Genomic DNA, 22,056 nt, shown 5'->3' with positions numbered 1-22,056 from the left:
CGGGCTCCCGTGATCGTGAACTGCGGTCACGGGAGGGGACCGCGGAAGGCGAGCGGCGGGTTGATCCCGGTCGTGACGGTTGAGTCGTTTTCAGCCGTTCACCGGATCGGTCAGGTGCGAGCGACCCAACGCGGTCGGTGGCGCCAGAGTTGCAGTCCGATGTCGACCGGCTCGACACGGTCGAGGAGGGGCACGGAGTCGAGCGGAGGCCAGGCGGAGAGATCGGCCCTGTTCTCGTATAGCTACGGCGAACGGACATGTAGCACTGCGTGACCGGTGTGATCGTCGTTTCCCTGCGCTGGGCGTCTCGTTGAGCTGAACGAGTGATCGCGGGTGGGACAGAGGAGCACGGGTGCGGCAGGACTGGGAGCCGGAGGACCTGATCGAGGTCTGGACACTGCTCGAAGACGACATGAAGCGGGTGCGGAACAAATCCGGGACGACCAGGCTCGGCTTCGCGCTGTTGCTGAAGTTCTTCGAGGTGGAGGCCCGGTTCCCGGAGTCGGCCAAAGAGGTCCCGGCCGCCGCGGTGGAGTACGTGGCCCAGCAGGTGAAGGTGCCGGCTGCCGCGTGGGCGGGCTACGACTGGCAGAGCAAAGCGATCCAGCGGCACCGGGGCGAGATCCGGGCGGCGTACGGGTTCCGGGCGAACACCGAGGAGGACCAGGACCGGCTGGCCGCGTGGTTGGCGACCGAGCTGTGTCCGGTGGAGCTGTCGCGCGACAGGCTCGCGGCCGCGGTCGTGGCCCGGTGCCGCAACGACCACATCGAGCCGCCGGCGCCGGGGCAGGTGCGGCGGCTGGTGGGCAAGGCGGTGAAGGACTTCGAGAAGCGGTTCTGCCGGAACACGCTGGACCGGCTCAGCCACGCAACGCGCTCGCGGCTGGAGGACCTGGTCGCGGGCGACGGCACGGAGGAAAGCGCCGACGGTGACGGCGCAGTGGCCGGGGGCGGGCGCTCGCACTTCGCCGATCTGAAGACGGACCCGGGGGCGCCGGGACTGGAGAGCCTGCTGGCCGAGGTGAACAAGCTGGAGCGGGTGCGTCGGCTGGAGCTGCCCGCGGACCTGTTCGCCGACGTGTCGGAGAAGCTGGTGGACGCCTGGCGGGCGCGGGCGTCGAAGGAGTACCCGGCGAACCTGGAGCGGGTGAAGCCGCCGCGGCGGCTGACGCTGCTGGCCACGCTGTGCCATGTGCGGCAGACGGAGATCACCGACTCCCTGGTGGACCTGTTCATCCAGCTCGTGCTGAAGATCAACACCCGGGCGGAGCGGAAGGTCGAGAAGGAGCTGGGGGCCAAGCTGAAGAAGGTCCGCGGCAAGGAGGCGATGCTGCTGCGGGTCGCGGAGGCGGCGTTGTCGGAGCCGTCCGGCACGGTGCGGCGGGTGATCTTCCCTGTGGTCGGCGGGGAGAAGACGCTCAAGGCGCCGGCGGCGGAGGCAGCGGCGAACGAGGCCCGCTACAAGGCGAAGGTCCGCACGATGCTGCGGTCGTCGTACTCGGCGCACTGGCGGCGGATGCTCGCGCCGCTGCTGAAGGCGCTGGAGCTGAAGTGCAACAACACCGCCTACCGGCCGGTGATGGACGCGATCGACCTGCTCAAGAGGTACCTGGAGCAGCCGCTGAAGGAGGGCGCGTTCTTTGACCCGGCGGAGACGGTGCCGCTGGACGGGGTGGTCCCGGAGCAGTGGCGGGCGGCGGTCGTCGACGACAAGGGCCGCCTCGAGCGCATCCCGTACGAGCTGTGCGTGCTCGTGTCCCTGCGGGACGCGCTGCGCCGACGGGAGATCTGGGTGGTGGGCGCCAACCGGTGGCGCAACCCGGAGGACGACCTGCCCGCCGATTTCGAGGACAACCGCGATGTCCACTACGCCGCCCTGGGCCAGCCGCAGGACGCCAGCGAGTTCATCGCCGCGCTCCAGGGCAGGCTGCGGGCGTCTTTGGACCGCTTCGAGCAGGCCCTGGCCGAGGGCACGACGGGCGGGGTGGCGATCGTCAAGAAGCATGGCGAGCCCTGGATCAGAGTGTCCCCTCGCGGCAAGCAGGACGAGCCGGAGTCCCTGGTGGCGATCAAGACGGAGATCGAACGGCGCTGGGGAACCATCGACCTGCTGGACATCCTGAAGTACGCCGAGTTCGACACGGACTTCATCGCCGAGTTCACCTCGGTCGCCACCCGCGAGAACCTGTCCAAGGACGTGCTGCGGCGCCGCCTACTGCTCGTGCTCTTCGGACTGGGCACCAACATGGGCATCAAGCGGGTCGCGGTGACCGGCAAGCACGGCGAGTCCGAGGCGACGCTGCGCAGGGTGAGACACCTGTTCGTCAACCGGGCCAACATGCGCGCCGCGCTCGTGAAGCTGGTGAACGCCACCTTCGCCGCCCGCGACGAGATGTGGTGGGGCACCGGCACCGCCTGCGCCTCCGACAGCCGCAAGTTCGGCTCCTGGTCCTCGAACCTGATGACCGAGTGGCACCAGCGCTACCGGGGCCCCGGCGTGATGATCTACTGGCACGTCGAGCGGAAGTCGGTGTGCATCTACTCCCAGCTCAAGTCCTGTTCGGCCTCCGAGGTCGCCTCCATGATCGAGGGCGTGCTGCGACACTGCACCGACATGGAGGTGGACCGCCAGTACACCGACACCCATGGCGCGTCCATCGTCGGCTTCGCCTTCGCCCACATGCTCGACTTCAAGCTGATGCCCAGGCTGAAGAACATCGGCTCCGCGCGCCTGTACCGGCCGGCCGCCGGAGAGGACGACAACTGGCCGAACCTTGCGCCGGTGCTGTCCACCAAGACGATCAACTGGGACCTGATCCGCCAGCAGTACGACCAGATCGTGAAGTACACCACCGCCCTGCGCCTGGGCACCGCCGAAGCCGAGCAGGTCCTGCGCCGCTTCACCCGCGGTGGCCCCAAGCACCCCACCTACCAGGCGATCGAGGAACTCGGGCGGGCGGTGCGCACGGCATTCGTCTGCGACTACCTCGCCGACGTCGAACTGAGGCAGGAGATCCACGAGGGCTTGCAGGTCGTGGAGAACTGGAACAGCGCGAACAAGGACCTCTTCTACGGCAAGGACGGTGACCTAGCCGGACAGGACAAGGAATCCCAGGAGGTGTCCATGCTCGCCCTGCACCTGCTCCAGTCCGCACTGGTCCACGTCAACACTCTGCTGATGCAGCAGGTCCTCGCCGACCCGAAGTGGGCTGACACCCTCACCGACGCTGACCGGCGGGCGCTCTCCCCGCTGTTCTGGACCCACGTGAACCCCTACGGCCGGTTCGAGCTGGACATGAACAGCCGCCTCGACCTGGGCCTGCATCTGACCGCCGGGACGGCGGCGGTGCCCGGCCCGCGTACTCCTGAGGGCCAGGCTGCGGTGCCTCCCAGGTAATTGGCGCCGGGCGAGGGTTGCGGCCCCTCTGCGACCCGGACGCGGCCCAACCCGGACGCCGGCGCGGGCCCCCGGCCTGCCCCGGCCAGGGGCCCGCACGCAAGCACGGGGCAGGAGTCAGCTCGGCTGGTCCCCGGTGTACCGGTAGATCTCACCGCCGGGGTTGATGTGCCACACGGTGCCGTCGGCGCCGGCGGCGATGTCGTGGGCGTTGCCGGGGATTTTGATCCATGGGTTGCCGCCGCTGGCGTCGTTGTTGGTGTACCGGTAGATACTGCCGGCGGGATCGACGCCCCACACGTTCGTCCGGGAGCCCACCGCGATGCGCTTGAGACTGCCGGGAACGCTCTTCCACGGGTTCGAGCCGTCCTGGTCCCCGACGTACCGGAAGACCTGGTTGCCGCCGTTGACACCCCATACGGTGCCGTCGGCGGCCGCGCCGATGTCACTCAGCGCCCCGGGAATCTTGATCCACGGGCTGGCGTCGTGGTTCGTGTACCGGTAGATGGCGCTGGCGGAGTCCACCCCCCACACGTTCGTCCGAGATCCCGCGTCGATGCGGACCAGGCTCCCGGAAATGCCCACCCAGTTCGTGGTCCCCTGGTCTCCGGCATACCGGTAGATCTGGTTGCTGCCGTTGACACCCCACGTGGTGCCATCGGCGGCCGCGCCGATGTCGCTGAGGCCACCCGGGATGTTGACCCACGGGCTGGCGTCGTAGTTGGTGTACCGGTAGACGGCGCTCCCGTGGTTCACACCCCACACCGTCGTCCTGGACCCCGCCGAGATGGCAGCGAGACCGCCCGCGACCTTCACCCAATCAGCCATGCCGAAATCCCCCTTCGTTGACCGGCGTTGGCTTCCATCATGGGCGACAAGATGAGCCGATGAAATCGGAGAATTCTTGTTCTAGTACTGAATAAGCCAGCAAATCGATGTTTAATTTCCCGCTGCCTTGCGTGGGTGGGGCGGGAGCGGCTCGGCTTGGAGGAACTGGGCTGGAGGCGCTGTCCCACCCAGGGGGGATAGACAGAAGCGTCGATCCACGCCTCCTACCGGGACGGGACCGGGGGCGCCGGTAATCACGTGCGACGACGTGCGGCGGGGTCACGTTCCGCGACGTGTCGGGCGGCAGCATCTACGCCGGGGCGGGCGCACCGCTCCAGGGAGCGGACAGAGGCATGGCGGGAGCGGGCCAGCAACATCGGGGTGGAGGTGCCGTCCTCGGCTTCGTGCGTCAGGGCGCTGTGCCGCAGCCGGTGGAGTGTCCAGCCGTCCAAGTCCTCGATGTCATCGGCTGAGGCGAGAGGGTTGGCCAGCAGCCGGGTGTTCTCCTCGAAGATCTCCTCAGCCCGCCGGTAGGAGAGCCGGGCCCGTCCGGTCCCCGGGCACACGTCCAACGTCGGCGTCCCGGCCGGGGCCTTGCGGTCAGTGAGGAACAGCGGGCCGCGGGTACGGCGGGCGATGAGGCGTGGCAAGAGCTGGGCGGTGCCGGACTGCCAGTGAATCCACTCCGTGGCCCCGCCCTTGGCGGTGATCCTTCCGCGCTTGTCCTGCGGGTACAGGTCTTCCACGTTCAGGCACAGCACCTCGTCGGCCCGCGCGGCGGACTCGTAGAGCAGCTTCCAGAACGTCTTCTCCCGCAGAGCGACGTCCAGGCGCCACAGGGCGGTGATCTGGTTCTCGGCCAGGGCCTTGGTGCGGTCGGGCGGTGCCGGCCGCCGCTCGATCCCGACCGTCGGGTCGCAGGTGATCCAACCCTGGCGCTGCCACCAGCCGATCACCTTGCGTGCGATGGACAGTTCACGGTTGACGGTGTCGGCGTCCATCTGGTCGGCCCGCGCCGCCGCCAGTTCGGCCAGCACCTCGGGCAGCGCCGGTTCGTCGATCGCGGTGACGGGGAAGACAGGCGGCTTCGCGCCGCGTCGGGCAGGTCCGGTTGGCGCGGGTTCGCCGGCGAGCATCCACCCCCACGTCGTCAGCGAGATCCGGTAGATCCGGGCAGAGGACTTCGCGATGCCCGCGCCGGTGAGGTACCGCTCGACCGCCGCGGTGTACGACGAGGGAGGGGCGGACAGCGACACGACCCGGGCGCGCGGCAGTCGGAGCGCGCCCCCGCTCCCGGGTTCGGTCACCGGTTCGATCGCCACGCCCGTCCCGCCCTTCCGGCACTGCCGCAGTAAATGCGTACATCTCGCTTGCGGCGGCCGGAGAGCCCGCCACAGGTCGCGAAGATCACGGTAGAGGCTCCGCCGCAGTAAATCCGGCATTTACTGCGACAGCGCTCCGACGAGCCTTCAGGTGTCGCAAGTCCGATAAGCGGATCTCGGAGCGGAATTGCCGCTACCGCCAATCGCTGTACCGCCGACCCCCGCGCCTGCCCCAGCCCCGAGCATCACCCTGCGCTACATGTCCGTTCGCCGTAGCTATACGAGAACAGGGCCAGATCGGTGGACCCGTCGGTGTCGTGATCGCGAAATGAGCAGCGACAGAGCGAACGACGTGGCGGGAGCCGCGGGCGCTCTTGCCGTCCACCGCCAGGGTGTCGGCCCCGGCCGGGTCGCATCCCAGCAGGTCGGCGAGGCAGACCCGGTTGATGATCCGGCGGATCGTCGCCGTACTCGGCGCGACGCTCACGGCGTGCTGGCCGAGATCATGACCGAGGTTGCCGACTCCGGGGCGCGGTCATCTTCACCGACCACCGCGAATCAGTGACCAGGGCCCAAGCCACCCGGACCTGCACGGTCAGCAACGGTTACGTGGCATTGCGGAGGCCCGAGCCCTGGGCCACGGCCCGCGCCGGTGAACGGCGCGGGCCCGGTGGATCAGACTCCTCTCAGCAAGCGGTGGTGCGGAGGGCGAAGTCGGTGGTCGCCGCCTCGCCCGCCTTGAGGTTCACCAGCCTGGACTGCGGCTTCCAGCCATCCTGAGCCGCGATGATCTCGACCGGGTTGTCCCTCGGAGCCCAGATGACGTACCGGCCATCCGCATCGGTCTTCAGGGTGTGGGTCCAGCCCTTCTTGCCGTTGATCTGGACGGTCGCCCCGCGCAGCGCGGTGCTGTTGCCACGGCAGTCGACGCCGGTGACGACGCCCGTCGCCTTGCCCCAGTCCTTGGGCGGCTGCACGGTCATCGTCACGTCGATCGGTGCCACGGGCGTGGTGTCCGACTTGATGCCGAGCTGAGCGGTGTACTTGCCGGGCTGCTGCACGCCTGCCGCCGTGGTGGCCTCGAACGTCACCTTCACCGTGATGCTCTGCCCGGGCTGCAGCGTCGCCGTGGTCGGGGACGCGGACAGCCACGGTACGTCGGTGACAGTGGCGCACTGATCGAAGCCGGGCAGCAGTTCGCTGTCCGGCGTCGGGGTGAAGCCGCCGGTCGAGCCACCGACCTTGACGAACCCGCACGCCGCACCCGCCCGGTAGCGGGCGAAGTTGGCGTTGGGCAGCGCCGACCAGGAGTTGGCCGCCGGATCGTACGCCCAGCCCTGGTTGGTGACCGTGGCGGAGTTGTTGATGACACCGGTGGAGAGCAGCAGCAGGCCGTTCGCGGTGTCCGCGGCCGCGCCCCAGACGTCGACCGGCAAGTCGGCCATCTGGGTCCAGGCGTTCGCGCCCGGGTTGTAGGCGTACGTGCTCTTCAGCGTCGTCGGCCCGTTGCCGCCGGCGCAGTAGAGCGTGCCGTCGATCCCGCCGCAGCCCTGCCACGCCACCGCGACCGGGTACGCGGCGACCGTGGTGAACGTGTCGGCCCCGGGGTTGTACCGGACGGTCACATTGGACTTGTTGCAGGTTCCGTCCACGCAGCCACCGACCAGGTAGATCTGGCCGTCGACCACCCCGATGCCGGGCGCGGCCCGCGGGGCCGGGTTGGTGCCGGCCCGGGTCTCCCACGCGTTGGTACCGGGGTCGTAGGCGTAGACCTTTGCCGATGTGTTGCCCGCCGGGTCCCAGCCACCGAAGACGTAGAGCTTGCCGTCGACGAACGTCGCTGCCGGCTTCTCCAGGGCCGCCGGCATGTCGGCGATCTTCGTCCAGGTGTTCGCCGCCGGGTCGTACACGTAGCTGCTGGCGAGGTTGGCGGCGCCGTCGGTTCCGCCAACCGAGTACACCTTTCCGTCGTACGCGGCCACGGCGTTGTCCATGACCTTGATCGGGTAGTTGGCCGTGTTGGTCCACGGCGGCGCGTACGGGGTCGGCTCCAGGACGTCACCGGGCTGGCTGTCGCCCCGCCAGGCGGGCGATACGCCGCCCCCCTTGACCCGGATGTTCTGCAGGCGCGCGCCACGCGTACCGAGCATGTCGAAGTTGCCGGCCCGCTCGGACAGCTCGAACGTGGCCGGTGCTGTGCCGTCGTTGCGGATTGTCGTCGTCGCCGTCTTGGTCTGCCCCAGCGTCAGGCTGCTCTCCACCGATGGCGGGGTGATGGTCAGCCGGCCCGCCTTGAGTGCGAAGTCCTCCCGCGTGGCCCGGTCAGCCGCCACATCCACCGTGGATGTGACTGATTTGTACTGTTTTTTCGCCCCGGTGAACGGGTGGTTTCCGGCCAGGGTCGAGAACATCCAGTAGAAGCCGTCGCCGAGTTTGGCGTCGTCCGGAGTCGGCCCGGTCACCGCCTTCTCCGCCGACTTGTCCTCACTGGTCACTGTCGCATCGTTGAGCCCGGCGCTGGTGTTGCCGTCCAGCACCCGGCCGACCACCAGACCACCCGGGATCGGTTCGCAGGCCCGGTTGACGATCGACACATTGTCCAGCTCCCACCACCATGCGTAGGTGGCCTGGTAGTGGAACCGGATCCGCACGTCGGACTTCCCGGCCGCCTGCGGCACCGGGATCTCCTCCAGCACCGGACCACGCCGGCTGGTGCTGGTCCAGCGCGACACGTTCTTCCAGGTCGTGCCGTCGTCAACGCTCACGTCGACGCCGGCGAACCCGCCGAGCGCCCGGTAGTCGCTGTTGAACCGCAGCACCGGTGCCGGTACGGCGGACAGGTCCATCGCCGGGGTGATCAGCGCGGTGTCCATCGGCTTGCCGGAACCGGCGTTGTCGCTGTCCGCAATGGCGTACTTGCCGCTGCCGCCGGTGAGGTTGCTCCGGTTCTTCGGGTCGGTGAAGTCCCAGCCGCCGTTGGGTGTGGTGTTCACCACGCTCCAGCCAGCTGGCGTGTCCCCGGACTCGAACTGCTCGGTGATGAGTGGGTCGCTGTAGCTGATCTTGTACCCGGTGGCGTCGCAGGAGGTCTCGACCGCCAGGTCGAAGTTCCGCACCAGGTTGCTGTCACTGACGGTGACTTGTGCCGTGCCTTGCTGGTAAGACGGGTACATCGCCTTGACCGTCAGGCCGTATTCGGCCCCCTGCGGCAGATCGACGCTGTACGCGCCGGTCGCCGGGTCGGTGAAGACCGGGCCGCCTGGCTTGCCGGCCACGTCGATGCGCGCGTAGAGCGGCCAGCCGTGCCCGGAGCCGTCCTTCACCACGCCGCTGACCTTGCGCAGCGGAACCGGGTCGAGCGCGAAGTTCGCCGTCACCGTGCCACTGTCGGGCACGGTCACCGTCTCGGACTTCGACGCGTAGCCGAATGCCGATGCGGTCACCTCGTGCTGACCAGCCGACAGGGTCAGCTTGTACCCTCCCTGATCGTCGGTGACGGTGCCGCTACCGCCGACGTGTACCGTCGCACCGGCGATCGCTCCGCCACCGGACTTGGTGACCTTGCCGGTCACCTCACCCCGCGGGCCGTTCACGCAGTTGGGGAACTTCATCGCACCGATGCGGGTCTGCCAGTTGGCGGAGCTGGTCTGGGACATGTACTCGGAGGTGAACCAGAACGTGCAGCCGTCCGTCGGGTCCACCGACATCGAGCTGTAGTCGCCCCAGCGGGCCGCCGAGTGGGTCTGTGCACCGGTCCCGGCGATCAGGGTCCGCTCGCTCTGCCCCAGTTCGCCCAGCGGGTCACCGGAGAGTCGCCCGGCAACCCGGATCGACGGGAAGGACGTGCTGCCCGATGACGAGTAGCCGATGGCCATGTTGCCGGTGACGTCCATGGCCGCGCTGGCCATCCACCGGTTCTCGCCGTCCGGCGCATAGGTGCCCTGCTGATGGACAGCCCAATCGGTGGGCGAGTTGCTGCGCAGTTCGTACCACCGTACGCCGGCGTGGTCGCCGCCGGCATCCACGGTGTGGTTGAGCACCATGGAGGCGTGGTCGCCGAAGTTGCGGTAGGCCGCCCGGTACATCAACCGGTCGGCGATCGCGTCCAGCCGCGCCGAGGTGCCCTGCTGCGGGATGCAGGACCGGGCGCCGTTGCACATGTTCGAGTCGAACGGTGCGGTCTCCAGGGACCGGTTCGGGGCCAGGTTGTTGCCGAAGGTGGAGTTCGCCGGGTTGGTCCAGTCGACGTGGAAGTCCCACATCAGCAGCCGGTCGGTGGGCGAGGTGCCCCACGCGTCGTCGTCGAACATGGAGAACGGGTTGGGTGCCCCGGCCGGCGGCGCCTGACCCTCTGCGTCGGCGGGCAGCAGGCCGCCGAAGTCCGGACCGAGGTGGAAGTACACCATCCGGGCCGGCTGGCCGGCGAGCATCTTCTCCCGCTCGAAGGCAACCGCTCCGGCGCCGACAAAGGACGGCGCGAACTCGTTGGTGGTCATGTAGTAGGCGTCCGGCCAGATCCCGTACTTCGGGTAGTCGTTCATCCGGGTCTGGTGGTAGAGGAAATCGTACCGGTAGAAGGCCCCGGTCGGGTCCGGGGTCTGCGAGATCGCCATGCACTGGTGGTTGCCGGCGGATCCGCCCGGCAGGGCGAACTGGGTGATCATCCAACGATCGGCGGTCTCGTCGTAGAGGACCACCGGGTCGCCGTCGTTCCTGGTCTCGCACGGTCCGCCGAAGCCGGCGAAGACCGCATTGCCCGGCAGCGGCCCGAGCAGCTTGTTGCCGCTCTTGTCGAACACGGCGTAGTGGAGGTTGACCATCTGGACGTAGTGGTTGGGGCCGACATCGCCGTTGGTGTCCGGCGGAAGCACCCCGTCGACGTTGCCGACGCCCTCGAAGTCGGCCTTGAACTCAGGTACCCGGCTGGCGGTGAAGCCACGCTGGACCTGGCTGCTGCCCTCCTTCGCGGACGGGTTGACGGCGGCGCGCTCCAGCGAATGGGAGGGCTGCGCTGAGGGCTTGGCGCTGCTGCGCTTGGTACCGCCAGGCTTCGCGGAGATGTCACGCAGCTTTGGGGAGAGGTCGTGTTGCACCGCGTCGCGTACCTTCGCCTTCGCGGCCGGCCGGGCTGCGGGTGCGGCGGGCACCGTGTCGGCGGGCTTCGCCGTGGCTGGTAGGCCACCGACGAGCAGGGCCAACATGGCCAGGACTGCAACCAGTCCCGCTCGTAGCGTTCTTCGTCGTGCACGTTGCATGGGACATTTCCTCCTTGCCGAGGCAAACCAAGGATGTCTCAGACCACGTGGGGGGTTTGGGCTACAGGGGTTCGTATTCGTCGCCCGAATAGGTCCCGGATGACATGTCCGCAACAGTTAAGAGAACGTAAGGCCTGCTGAGTAGAGTGATTTCCGGACATACATGGGGCCAGGGCCCCGGACTCATCTGCCTCTTCAGCGCGCCCAGGCCGGTGCAGCGGATCACGGGTTCGCGCTGGGTGTGCAACGCGTCGATGGTCACGGTCACGCCGGTAAGGTCGTAAGGGGTCAACAGGGTGGCGAATCAGGTGATTTCGTTGGTCTTGTCCGGCACCCTTCCACCCCCGGCATCCGCCGGACGCGACAGCCAACAGCACGTCAGACCAGATGCCGACGAGCAGGCTGTATCGCCTCACGCAGCATTCGCGCCGCAAACACAACGAATACCGCTGACCAGCACGGATGTGGCCTGGGCTGCTGATCAGACGTCCGGTCCGACGGGTTCGGCGGCGCCTTCGCGGTGCTTGCGGAGTTCCCGGTACAGCGTGGAGCGGCTCACCCCGAGTTCGGCGGCGACCTGCTCGGGGATCGCGCCGTCCTTGATCCACTGGGCAGCTCCGGCACGGGTGGTCGCGTTGAGCTTCGCCGGACGCCCGGGTCAGCAGCGCCGCAAGGCTGTCCTCGCCGTCCTGGCCTAGCGGGATGTCCGGCACCATCCGTCCCGCCCACGGGTGTCCGGGGTCTCCGGAGGCGGGGTAACGGGTGCCGACAGCGGTGATCGCCTCGGCCAACGGCCCGGCCGTGTCCCCGGACTCGGCCAGCTCGGCGGAGCACGCCTCTCTTGGGGATCCCCGGCCTTGCCGACTCGCCGCGAGAACCAGCGGCGCCGCTCAACCACAGGCGTGATCGCTCCACTGGAACGGCACCCCACGCCCCAGGCTGTCGTGGAACCCGGGTGTCACGCCTCCCGCACGCTGACGGCGGCCCGGTGATGACGGGGCGCCTCGATCTCGTCGATCAGTGCGATCGCCAGGTCCGCGTACGTAATCCGGCTGGCCGGGTCGCCATGCTCAGCGATCCGATACCGGCCAGTGCGCGTGCCCTCATGGTCGAAGTCGCCTGCCGGGGCCACGTACGCCCAGTCCAGGTCACACCTCCGCAGCTCGTCGAGGCCCGCCGCGTGGCCGAGAGAGAACGAGCGGTACTCGTTCGGGTAGCCGGGCTCGTCCATCAGGGGAGCGCCGGACGCACCAGGCATGATCGATGCGAGCCCGACCACCACGAGGCGGTGCACGCCCGCGTTGGCCAGCCCGGTGGTCAGGGCGCGAGACGACGCGGTGAAGAACTCCTGTGGTGGCACGGACAGGTCCGCGGCGGCACTGACAGCGGCGTGATGCGCGGCAGCCGCATGCTCGATGCTCGCCGTGTCCGTGACGTCGCCCGCCACGACCCGCACGTCGGTCAGGTCGTTGTGGCCCGCGGGGTCGCGCACCACGGCGGTGACCTGGTGCCCGCGTCGGTGCGCCTCCGCGACAGCCTGCCGCCCGGCCCGGCCACCGGCACCGAAGACCACAATGTTCATGACGTACCGCCTCTCACCAGGGCCGGAGCACGTACCCCGGCCAGTTCTCGGACGATACCGAGGCCCCCGGTTACCACTCGGATACCGGCTAGGGTGAGGCCATGAGGGAACCGTTGCCCGCCGACATGTTCGACGAACTGTGCCCGTCCTCACTCAATCCGATCCGATTCGGCGACAAGTGGGCAGCGCTCATCATCCGCTGTCTCGAACATGGGCCGCGCCGGTTCTCCGAGCTGCGCGTGCCGCTGAGCCGCGTCACTCCCAAGGTCCTGACCCAGTCGCTGCGGTCCCTCGAACGAGATGGTCTGGTCAAGCGCACCGTCTACGCCGAGGCCACCCCGCATGTCGAGTACGAACTGACGCCGCTGGGCCGCAGCATGCTCCAACCGATAGCGGTCGCTTGCGCCTGGGCGGAGAAACACTGGGACGAACTGCTTGACGCCCGGGAGTCGTACGACCAAGCCACCCGCCTTGACCGCACCGGATAACGAGGCGACCGCTGGTCCTGCGCTACAGAGGATTCAGACTCCTCCGCCGGGGTGCAGCGCCAGTATTCCGGCACCGCCGGCCCGGTCACCCTGGGAAAGCCCCGGGTGACCGGGCCGGACCGCGCGCCGTACCGCGCCGACCGCCGCGTCGGCGGCGGATCGTGGAGGAGCGAGCGCTACCTCGCCGACCGCTGCCGCGGGTCGAGCCCGAACTTCGCGGTCAGCACCTCCCCGAGTGACTCCAGCACGCTCGTGTCCCGAAGCATGTCCTCGTGGGCGACGCCCGTCGGATGTTCCTCGACACGCCCGTCCAGATACGGGTCCCACATGTCGAGGGAGACGTCCATGCTCTCGTTGTGCGTACCCGTGAAGAACACGACATCGCCACGGAAGAGGGTGGGAACGTACCGCTGCATCAGCAGGATGTTGTTGATGTAGACCTCGAAGCGATCGCGAATCTCCTCGTCGCGCAACTGCGCGACCGGACCGCCCTCGGCGCGCACACTTTCCAGGTAGCGCGAGAAGACCGGCTCGATGCCGCCTTCCAGCTCGGCCTCGTCGACGTCGACCCCGGCGGAGCGGAAGTTGCGCGCCATCAGCCGGTATCTGTCGTCCTTCGGCTTCTCCTGGTCGTTGGGGTAAGCGTCGACGAGCACGAGCAGGTCGACGCTCTCGCCGCTCTCCTGCAGCAGTGTCGCGACGGCATAGGCGATCTGACCGCCGAACGACCAGCCCAGCAGCCGATAGGGACCGGACGGCTGAACCCTGCGGATCTCGGCGAGATAGTCGGCGGCCATCTCCTCCATGGTCGCCGGGAAGCTGCCGCCCGCGGACGGCCTGCGCGCCTGCAGGCCGTACACGGGCAGGTCGGGCGACAAGTGCTTCAGCAGCCCGCCGTAACACCAGCTCAAGCCCGAACCCGGGTGCAGGCAGAACAACGGCGGTTGCGTACCTCTCGCGCGCAATGGCAGCAACGTGGCGAAGGCGTCCGTGGCGTGACCGGTCAGCAGCTGTGCGCAGAGCCCGGCGGGAGTCGGCGACTCGAAGATGTCGCGGACGGTCAGTTCCACCCCCAGCGTCGACTCGATCCGGCGCAGCAACCGGATCGCGAGCATCGAATGGCCGCCGAGCCGGAAGAAGTCGTCATCGACCCCGACCCCTTCGACGCCGAGCACCTCGCCGAACAGCTCGCACAGCAACTCCTCCTGCGGACTGCGGGCCGGCGTCGCTGCGCTCGTCGACACCATTGTGGGCTCGGGCAGCGCCCGGCGGTCGAGCTTTCCGTTGGCGGTCAAGGGGAGTTCGTCGAGGAAAACCACGCCGGACGGCACCATGTAGGACGGCAGCCGGCCGGCGACGTGCTCGCGCAGGGCTGCCGCGTCTCCCTGCTGCCCGAGCGCCGGCACCACGTACGCGACCAGCCGGGCCTCGGGCCCGGACGGCGCCGGCACGGCGCACCGGGCGACGCTGTCGTGCGCCAGCAGCGTGGTCTCGATCTCGCCGAGCTCGACGCGGAAACCTCGCAGTTTGATCTGGTTGTCGGAGCGGCCGTGGTAGCTCAGCGTTCCGTCCCGCCGCCACTCCACGACGTCACCGGTGCGGTACATCCGGCTGCCCGGCGGGCCGAACGGGTCTGGGACGAAGCGTTCCGAGGTGAGTGGCGGGCGACCGAGGTAGCCGCGCGCGACGCCGGCGCCTGCCAGGTACAGCTCGCCCGCGACCCCGACCGGCACCGGCGTCAACCGGTCGTCGAGGACGTAGACCCGGGTATTGGTCACGGGCGTGCCGATGGGGGCGGTGTCCGGCCAGTCCGTCACCGCATCGGGCAGGACGCAGCCGGTGGCCACGTGGGTCTCTGTCGGACCGTAGTTGTTGTACAGGCGGCGATCCGGCTGCTGGGCGAAGAACGCGCGGACGTCGCTGCTCACCGTCAACGCCTCGCCGGCCTGCACGACCGTCCTCAGTTCGGGCAGTTCGACATTCTCCTCGAGCGCGGCCGAGGCCAGCGAGTCGATCACCAGCTTCGGTGCGAAGAGCTCCCGCACCCGGTGGTCGTGGAGCCAGCGCGCCAACGCAAGCGGGTCGCGGCGCACGTCCTGGGGGCACATCACGAGCGTCTTGCCGTACAGCAGCGTACCCACGACCTCCTGGACCGACACGTCGAACGTGGACGCCGTGAACTGCGCGGTGCGCGTACCGGGTACCGCACCGAACACCGTGCGGTGCCAGCGCGCCAGGTTGAGCACGCCCCTGGCGGGCATGACGACGCCCTTCGGCCGGCCGGTCGAACCCGACGTGTACAGCACGTAGGCCGGGTGTTCCGGCACCATGCGCCGCACTCCGTCCTCGACGCCGAGGTCGTGGTCCGGCAGCGCGGACAACGCACGGACCACGTCCGGCTCGTCCAGGGCGACCAGCGGCGCCTCTCCCGTGGGGACACGCTCGGCGAGGGCGTCGACCGTGACGGTCAGCGTCGGGCGGGCCTCGCCCACGGTCCGGGCGTTGCGTTCCACCGGGTGGTCCGGGTCGAGCGGCAGATACGCGGCGCCGGCCTTCCAACTCGCCAGGATCGCGACGGGCAGCAGTTCGGTGCGGCCCACGGCCACGCCGACGACGCTTTCGGGGCCGACGCCGTGCTGGAGCAGCAGCCGGGCCAGCCGGTTCGCGCGGGAGTTCAGCTCCGCATAGGACAACGCGACGTCGCCGCTGATCAGCGCCTCGGCCGCCGGAGCCGTACGGACCCGCTCCTCGAACATCTCCGCGAGAGTCTGCCGGGACTCGTCGGCGGCGGTGTGGTTCCACTCCACGAGCAGCGTTTTGCGCTGCCGCTCGTCGAGGACGTCGAGTCGGCTGAGCGGACGCTTCGGTGACCGCACGATGTCCGCGAGGAGCCTGGACAATCCGCCGACGAGGGCTTCCACGGTCTCCCTGTCGAACAGGTCCGCGCTGTACTCGATGCCCCCCGCGATGCCGCGCGGGCTTCCGTCCTCCGCCCGGCGTTCGGTCAGCCCGAACAACAGGTCGAACTTGGATGCTCCGGATCCGGCCCGCTCGGGTGTCAAGGTGAGTCCTGCCGGCACCACCACGTCCTGGTCCATGTCCGCGTGCAGGTCGGCGATGTTGTTGAACGTGAGCATCGTCTGGAAGACCGGATGCCTGGACAGCGACCGGGGCGGGTTCAGCTCCTCGACCAGACGCTCGAACGGCACGTCCTGGTTCCGGTACGCGGCCAGGTCGGTCACCCGCACCCGGCGCAGCAGTTCGGTGAAGGTGGGGTCGCCCGAGAGGTCGGTGCGCAGGACCAGTGTGTTGACGAAGAACCCGATGAGGTCGGTGAGCGCCTCGTCCGTGCGCCCCGCGATCGGGGTCCCGATCGGGATGTCCGTCCCGGCCCCGAACCGCGACAGCAGCGTCGCCAGAGCCGCGTGCATCACCATGAACACGCTGCAGCCGCTCCGCTGGGCGATCTTCACGATGCCGGCGTGCACGTCCGCGGGGATGTCCACCGGCACCCTGCCGCCGCGGTTCGTGCCGTGGACGGGCCGCGGACGGTCGAACGGCAGCGACAACTCGTCAGGAATGCCGTCCAACTGGTCCATCCAGTAGCGGATCTGCTCGGAGAGCACGCTGTGCGCGTCGTTCTCGGAGCCCAGAACCGCGCGCTGCCACAGCGTGTAGTCCGCGTACTGAACGGGCAGAGGCGGCCAGGTCGGCTCGTTCCCCTCCAGCCGCGCACAGTACGCCGACGTCACGTCCCGCAGGAACGGTCGCATTGACCAGCCGTCCCCCGCGATGTGGTGCAGCAGCAGGAGGAGCACGGACTCGGTCTCGTGCAGCCGCAGCAGCCAACCCCGCAGCGGTGGTTCCTGCGCGAGATCGAATGCGTGGCGCGCGGCCTCGGCGAGCGCCTCGTCGAGGCATTGCTCGTCGATGTCCGACACCGTCAGTTCCGGAACGGTCTTTCCGGGCGGCAGCACGATCTGGACTGCCCCGGCGTCGTCCTCGGCGAAGACGGTGCGCAACGCCTCGTGGCGGACGGACACGTCGGCGAGGGCGGCGCGCAGGGCGTCGGCTTCCACCGGGCCGTGCATCCGCACAGCCAACGGAATGTTGTACGTCGGACTCGGCCCCTCGAACCGGTGGATGAACCACAGCCGTTGCTGCGCGTACGACACCGGCAGTCGCTCGGGGCGGGGAACGGCCTGGACCAGAGGTGCGCGCGCCGGGCCGGATCGTTCCAGCTCCTTGCCGAGCCCCGCCACCGTGGGTGACTCGAACAGTGCCCGGACCGACAGCTCGACGTCGAGCACCCGGCGGATCCGGCTGATCAACCGGGTGGCGAGCAGAGAGTGCCCGCCCAGGTCGAAGAAACTGTCGTCCACACCGACCGCGGGAACACCGAGGACCTCGGAGAACAGCTCGCAGAGAATTTCCTCCTGCGGGGTGCGGGGGGCTCGGATGGCGGTGTGGTGTCGCAGTTCGGGTTCGGGCAGTGCGGTTCGGTCGATTTTGCCGTTGGGGCTGAGCGGGAGCTCGTCGAGCGTGACGACGGCGGCGGGGATCATGTAGTCCGGCAGGCGGGTGCGCAAGTAGCCGCGGACGTCCGGATCGGCATCGTCGGCACCGCACACCACGTAGGCCACCAGTTGGCGGCTGCCGGGGCGGTCTTCTCGGGGTATCACCACGGCCTGTGCTATTCCGGGGTGCTGGGCCAGCGCGGTCTCGATCTCACCGAGTTCGATACGGAAACCGCGTATCTTGACCTGGTCGTCCGCACGGCTGACGTACACCAGCTCGCCGTCGCGGGTCCAGCGGACCAGGTCTCCGGTGCGGTACATCCGTGTGCCCGGGCCACCGAAGGGGTCGGCGATGAAGCGTTCCGCGGTCAGCCCGGCACGGTTCCAGTATCCGCGGGCCACCCCGGCCCCGGCGATGTACAGCTCCCCGGTCACTCCGGGCGGCACCGGCGCCAGACTCGCGTCCAGCACATACACCCGGGAGTTGGACACCGGTCCGCCGATGCCCGGTGCCTGGATGTCGCCGCCGGCGTCGCGCCACATCGTCGCGTACACCGTCGCCTCGGTCGGCCCGTAGCAGTTGTACACCCGAGCCCGTGGCGCGGCCTTGCGCATCGTTCCCAGCGCCGAGGCCGTGAACGCCTCCCCCGCCAGCACCACCGTGCCGACGTCCCATTCCGCGTCGAGGCTGGTCGCCACGTTCGTCATCGCCGACGGCACACCACTGACCAGACTCGCACCCTCGGTGACACCGGAATCCATCAGCGACAGCAAGTTCTCGACCAGACGCACACCACCACCGCATGTCAACGGCGAGAACAACTCGAACACCGACACATCGAAGCTCATCGACGTCGACACCACGACCGTCGACAAACCCTCGCGCCCGAACTCCCGATGCGCCCACCCCACCAAATTCGCCACACTCGACCGGGACACGACCACGCCCTTGGGCCGTCCCGTCGACCCGGACGTGTAGATCGCGTACGCCGCACACGAACCCGGCACCCGCAGCGCGGTGTCGGAGGAGTCCTGCCGGGCGCTCTCCTCCACCACCGCCGTGTCGTCCAGCACGAGCGACGATGCGTCCGGCGGCAGCATCCCTGCCAAGTCCCGGGTGGTCACCGTGACCGCGGGCCCGGCATCGGCCAGGACGTAACCGATGCGCTCCGCGGGGTAGTCCGGGTCGATCGGTACATACGCCCCGCCGGCCTTCCACACCGCCAGCAGCGTCACCACCAGGTCCACCCCACGGGGCAGGAGCACCCCGACGAACGACTCGGCCCCCACACCACGCCCGGCCAGCACTCGGGCCAGACGATTCGCCCGCGCATTCAACTCCGCATACGAAACCTCTTCGTCCCCGCACACCACCGCAATCGCGTCGGGCGTCTCCCCGACCTGCCGCTCGAACCATTCCAGCACCGTTCCCGGCCTGATCTCCGCCGCGGTGTCGTTCCACTCCTCGATGACGCGGTGCCGTTCCCCGGCGTCGAGCAGGTCCAGGCGCCCGGCCGACCGGTCGGGGGTGATCGCGATGCCCGTGAGGATGGCGACGAGCCGCCTCATCGTCGCGGCCGCTTGTTCACCATCGAGCACACCCGACCGGAAACCCAGCCGCAGACCCAATTCCTGCGCCGGCTCGACGATCAGGGTGAGCGCGTAATGCGTCGCGTCCCGCACACCGGCGTTACGCACCCGGACCGGCTCGGCCTCGTGGGACTCGGCTCCCGAGTCCGTGACGTGGTCGGCGCTCACCGGATAGTTCTCGAAAACGGTGGCGGTGTCGAAAAGTTCGCCGTGCCCGGCCCAGCGCTGGATGTCGGTCAATCCGACGTGGTGGTGGTCGACCAACCGGGACTGCTCCCGCTGCACCCGCACCACCAGGTCCCGCAACGATTCCGCCGGGTTCACGGTCACCCGCACCGGGATGGTGTTGATGAACAGCCCCACCATCGACTCCACACCCGGCAGATTGGCCGGGCGGCCCGACACCGTCGCGCCGAACACCACATCGTGACGACCGGTCGTCCACGACAGCACCAGCGCCCACGCCGCCTGCACCACCGTGCTCAGCGTGACGCCCCACTCCCGCGCACACCGGCCGAGCGCCTGCGTCGTCCCGCTGTCCACCGACACGCGCATCTGCTCCGGAACCACCGCTTCCCGGGCATTCGGCCCCACCAGCGTCGGCCCCTCCAGCTCTGCCAGGGCACTGCGCCACGCGCGCTCGGACTCAGCCCGGTCGCGTTCGGACAGCCACCGCAGGTAGTCGCGGTACGGGCGCACCCGGGGCAGTCCCCGGTCGTCGCCGCCCTGCCGGTACAGCACCAGCAACTCGCGCAGCAGCACGGGGGTCGACCAGCCGTCCCACAGAATGTGGTGGTGGGCGATCGCGAACCGGTAGCGATCACGGCAGAGGCGGATCAGCATGAACCGCACCAGGGGCGGACGCCGCATGTCGAACCGCGCCCACCGGTCCGCCTCCACCAGTTTCGTGGCGGCCGCCTCGACGTCGTCCGCGTCCGAGACGTCCTCGTCGCGCCACGGCACCGGCACCGACCGCGCCACCACCTGAACCGGCTGTGAAAGGCCCTCGTATCGGAATCCGACTCGAAGATTCCCATGCCGCTGAAGCAGAGCCTCCGCCGCCGCCTTCAACCGGTCCCGGTCGATCTCGCCCTCGAGGTCGAACGTGATCTGCACCGTGTAGATGTCGACGTCGTTCTCGTCGTAAACGCTGTGGAAGAGAATCCCTTCCTGCAACGGCGACAGAGGAAGAATCTCTTCGATGTTGCGTTTCTGCGTGCTCATTCGAAGGTCTCCCATTCGTCGTCGAGCAGGTCGATTTCTTCTTGACTCAGTGAGGTGAGTGCGGCGTCGGTGGGGGTGAGTCCGCCGGCGCCAGGATCGGTGGTGTGCCGGGCGATGCCGGCGAGTGCCTCGGCCCACAGATCGGCCAGCTCGCGCACCGCCTTGTCCTCGAGCAGGCGGAACGCCCACGACCAGGTCGCCCGCAGCACCAGACCGCCGGCCCGGTCCTGCTGCGCCACCGCGTTGACCTCCAGAACATGCCCCAGCGGCGTCCGCTCCGACTGCCCGGCCACACCGGCGGCCAGCACACCCCAGTCACCACCGGACTCCTCACCCGACCCGACCGTGAACCGGCCCAGATAGTTGAACCCGATCTGGGGCGGCGGACACCCGCGCAGCGTGGCGGCGGTGTCCGGGTTGAGGTAGCGGAGCATGCCGTAGCCGGCCCCACGGCCGGGCGTGGCACGCAGCTGTTCCTTGACCCGCTTGATCGCCGCACCGACCACCGGGCCACCGGCGACCACCTCGTTCCATGATGCGGGACCGGCGTCCACCCGGACGGGATACATCGAGGTGAACCAGCCCACCGTGCGCGACAGGTCCGCACCCGGCAGCAGTTCCTCGTCGCGGCCGTGACCCTCCAGATCGAGCACCCAGCCGTCCCCGCCGCCCCGGGATGTCCACCGTGACAGGGCCAGCGCAAGGCCCGCCAGCAGCACGTCGTCGATGCCCGCGTTGAACAGACCCGCGGTCCGGGCCAGCACGACCTGGGACACCTCCGGCGACAGCGCCATCGCGTATGAACCCGCGGTCCCGTGCATGTCCCGGGCAGGGTCGAGTTCGCCGTCAGCGACCGGAGTCCGCTCCGCCAGCACCGACCGCCACCACGGCAGTTCTGCCGCCCGCTCGGAAGTAAGGGCCTGTCGCGCCACCTGTGACGACCAGCGCCGCACCGACGTGCCCACGGGCGCCAGCACCCCACCCGATCCGGCGCAGGCCACCGCCTCCGCCAGGTCCGGCAGCAGCACCCGCCAGGACACCCCGTCCACCACCAGGTGATGCGCCACGATCACCAGCGCCCCCGACTCGGACGGCCCACGATCCAGCCAGACCAGCTGGACCATGGCCCCCGCCATGGGATCGAGCGCCTCCCTGGCCCGCACCGCCTCCTGCTCCACCAGCGCACGCCACCGCTCCTCGCCCACACACCCCGCGGCGTCCACCCGGACCAGACACCCGCCGGCCGGCACACCACCGACCGGCAGCACCTCGACCTGCACCGGCGCGGCCGACGCGTCCACCACCCGCGACCGCAACGCGTCATGGTGATCCAGCACCGCCTGCAGCCCGGCGGACAGTGCCGCCTCACTCAGCCCGGCCGGCGTCTGCACCACCTGCGACTGGTTGAAGCCGCGCCACTCGCCGCCCCGCTCCGCCAGCCACGACACGATCGGCAGCCCCGCGAACGCCCCCACCGGCTCGTCGACCACACCGGCGTCACGGTCCTGACCGGACCAGTCCGCCACCTGCGCCAGCCCGGCCACACTCTGGTGCTCGAACACCTCCCGCACCGACAGCACCGCACCCGCCCGGCGCGCACGCGACACCAGCTGGATCGACAGGATGCTGTCCCCGCCGAGCTCGAAGAATCCGTCGTCGATGCCTACCTCGTCGACGCCGAGTACCTCGGCGAACAGCCCGCAGAGGATCTCCTCCCGGGGCCCGCGAGGGCGGCGGCCCGTCACTGTCTGGTCCTGCGCGGGCGCGGGCAATGCCTTCCGGTCGAGCTTGCCGTTCGAAGTCAGCGGCAGGCCCTCGATCGTGACCTGAGCCGCGGGAATCATATGGCCCGG

At 69.2% G+C, this 22,056-nt stretch carries 11 protein-coding genes; 4 read left to right on the top strand and 7 right to left on the bottom strand.

Annotation, left to right across the window (positions count from 1 at the left end; genetic code table 11):
• The first annotated feature begins 352 nt into the window (after positions 1 to 352).
• Positions 353 to 3,397 carry a Tn3 family transposase gene (locus tag ACH4EW_RS30155; RefSeq protein WP_398262355.1) on the top strand — a complete coding sequence of 1,015 codons (3,045 nt, stop codon included), beginning with the start codon at positions 353 to 355 and terminating at the stop codon, positions 3,395 to 3,397.
• Positions 3,398 to 3,514: 117 nt separating this feature from the next.
• Here the strand turns inward: ACH4EW_RS30155 and ACH4EW_RS30150 are convergent, their stop codons facing one another.
• Together ACH4EW_RS30150 and ACH4EW_RS30145 are read right to left on the bottom strand one after the other, a co-directional pair.
• Positions 3,515 to 4,225 carry a tectonin domain-containing protein gene (locus ACH4EW_RS30150; RefSeq protein WP_398262353.1) on the bottom strand — a complete coding sequence of 237 codons (711 nt, stop codon included), beginning with the start codon at positions 4,223 to 4,225 and terminating at the stop codon, positions 3,515 to 3,517.
• A 254-nt stretch (positions 4,226 to 4,479) separates the two neighbouring features.
• Positions 4,480 to 5,547, bottom strand: a complete 1,068-nt coding sequence (locus tag ACH4EW_RS30145) for a tyrosine-type recombinase/integrase (protein WP_398262351.1) — start codon at positions 5,545 to 5,547, stop codon at positions 4,480 to 4,482.
• 328 nt (positions 5,548 to 5,875) lie between these two features.
• Between ACH4EW_RS30145 and ACH4EW_RS30140 the strand changes: the two genes are divergently transcribed.
• A complete protein-coding gene (locus ACH4EW_RS30140) occupies positions 5,876 to 6,112 on the top strand; it encodes a hypothetical protein (protein ID WP_398262349.1) in 237 nt (78 codons plus the stop codon).
• Between the two features lie 121 nt (positions 6,113 to 6,233).
• On the opposite strand, the gene ACH4EW_RS30135 is transcribed toward ACH4EW_RS30140, so the two are convergent.
• Positions 6,234 to 10,748, bottom strand: coding sequence for a carboxypeptidase regulatory-like domain-containing protein (locus ACH4EW_RS30135; protein ID WP_398262347.1), 4,515 nt, complete (start codon positions 10,746 to 10,748; stop codon positions 6,234 to 6,236).
• Positions 10,749 to 11,283: 535 nt separating this feature from the next.
• The gene (locus tag ACH4EW_RS30130) at positions 11,284 to 11,406 is read right to left on the bottom strand and encodes a helix-turn-helix domain-containing protein (RefSeq protein WP_398262381.1); all 123 of its coding nucleotides are present in this window, start codon (positions 11,404 to 11,406) and stop codon (positions 11,284 to 11,286) included.
• Here ACH4EW_RS30130 and ACH4EW_RS30125 point away from each other — a divergent pair.
• Complete coding sequence (locus ACH4EW_RS30125) at positions 11,348 to 11,500, top strand: hypothetical protein (RefSeq protein WP_398262345.1); 153 nt, start codon at positions 11,348 to 11,350, stop codon at positions 11,498 to 11,500. The genes ACH4EW_RS30130 and ACH4EW_RS30125 overlap by 59 nt on opposite strands.
• Before the next feature lie 260 nt (positions 11,501 to 11,760).
• Here ACH4EW_RS30125 and ACH4EW_RS30120 read toward each other — a convergent pair whose 3' ends face one another.
• Positions 11,761 to 12,384 (bottom strand): NAD(P)-dependent oxidoreductase, encoded by a 624-nt coding sequence (locus ACH4EW_RS30120; RefSeq protein WP_398262343.1) that lies wholly within the window; start codon positions 12,382 to 12,384, stop codon positions 11,761 to 11,763.
• 101 nt (positions 12,385 to 12,485) lie between these two features.
• Between ACH4EW_RS30120 and ACH4EW_RS30115 the strand changes: the two genes are divergently transcribed.
• Positions 12,486 to 12,872, top strand: coding sequence for a winged helix-turn-helix transcriptional regulator (locus tag ACH4EW_RS30115; protein WP_398262341.1), 387 nt, complete (start codon positions 12,486 to 12,488; stop codon positions 12,870 to 12,872).
• A gap of 176 nt (positions 12,873 to 13,048) precedes the next feature.
• Here ACH4EW_RS30115 and ACH4EW_RS30110 read toward each other — a convergent pair whose 3' ends face one another.
• Both ACH4EW_RS30110 and ACH4EW_RS30105 read right to left on the bottom strand, forming a co-directional pair.
• Positions 13,049 to 20,203 carry an amino acid adenylation domain-containing protein gene (locus ACH4EW_RS30110; RefSeq protein WP_398262339.1) on the bottom strand — a complete coding sequence of 2,385 codons (7,155 nt, stop codon included), beginning with the start codon at positions 20,201 to 20,203 and terminating at the stop codon, positions 13,049 to 13,051.
• Positions 20,200 to 22,056: condensation domain-containing protein (locus ACH4EW_RS30105; protein ID WP_398262337.1), on the bottom strand; the 1,857-nt coding region annotated here is incomplete at its 5' end. The genes ACH4EW_RS30105 and ACH4EW_RS30110, both read right to left, overlap by 4 nt.

Origin of the sequence: Streptomyces sp. NPDC018000 (assembly GCF_044328025.1) — a bacterium.
In the GTDB taxonomy this organism is placed as follows: Bacteria; Actinomycetota; Actinomycetes; order Streptomycetales; family Streptomycetaceae; genus Streptomyces.
This window is presented reverse-complemented; position numbering and strand designations above follow the sequence as displayed.

What these genes read in the sequence shown, in the direction of transcription:
- ACH4EW_RS30150 (WP_398262353.1), bottom strand. Translation starts at nt 4,225, where the DNA reads ATGGCTGATTGGGTGAAGGTCGCGGGCGGTCTCGCTGCCATCTCGGCG.
- ACH4EW_RS30140 (WP_398262349.1), top strand. Translation starts at nt 5,876, where the DNA reads ATGAGCAGCGACAGAGCGAACGACGTGGCGGGAGCCGCGGGCGCTCTT.
- ACH4EW_RS30135 (WP_398262347.1), bottom strand. Translation starts at nt 10,748, where the DNA reads ATGTTGGCCCTGCTCGTCGGTGGCCTACCAGCCACGGCGAAGCCCGCC.
- ACH4EW_RS30120 (WP_398262343.1), bottom strand. Translation starts at nt 12,384, where the DNA reads ATGAACATTGTGGTCTTCGGTGCCGGTGGCCGGGCCGGGCGGCAGGCT.
- ACH4EW_RS30115 (WP_398262341.1), top strand. Translation starts at nt 12,486, where the DNA reads ATGAGGGAACCGTTGCCCGCCGACATGTTCGACGAACTGTGCCCGTCC.
- ACH4EW_RS30110 (WP_398262339.1), bottom strand. Translation starts at nt 20,203, where the DNA reads ATGAGCACGCAGAAACGCAACATCGAAGAGATTCTTCCTCTGTCGCCG.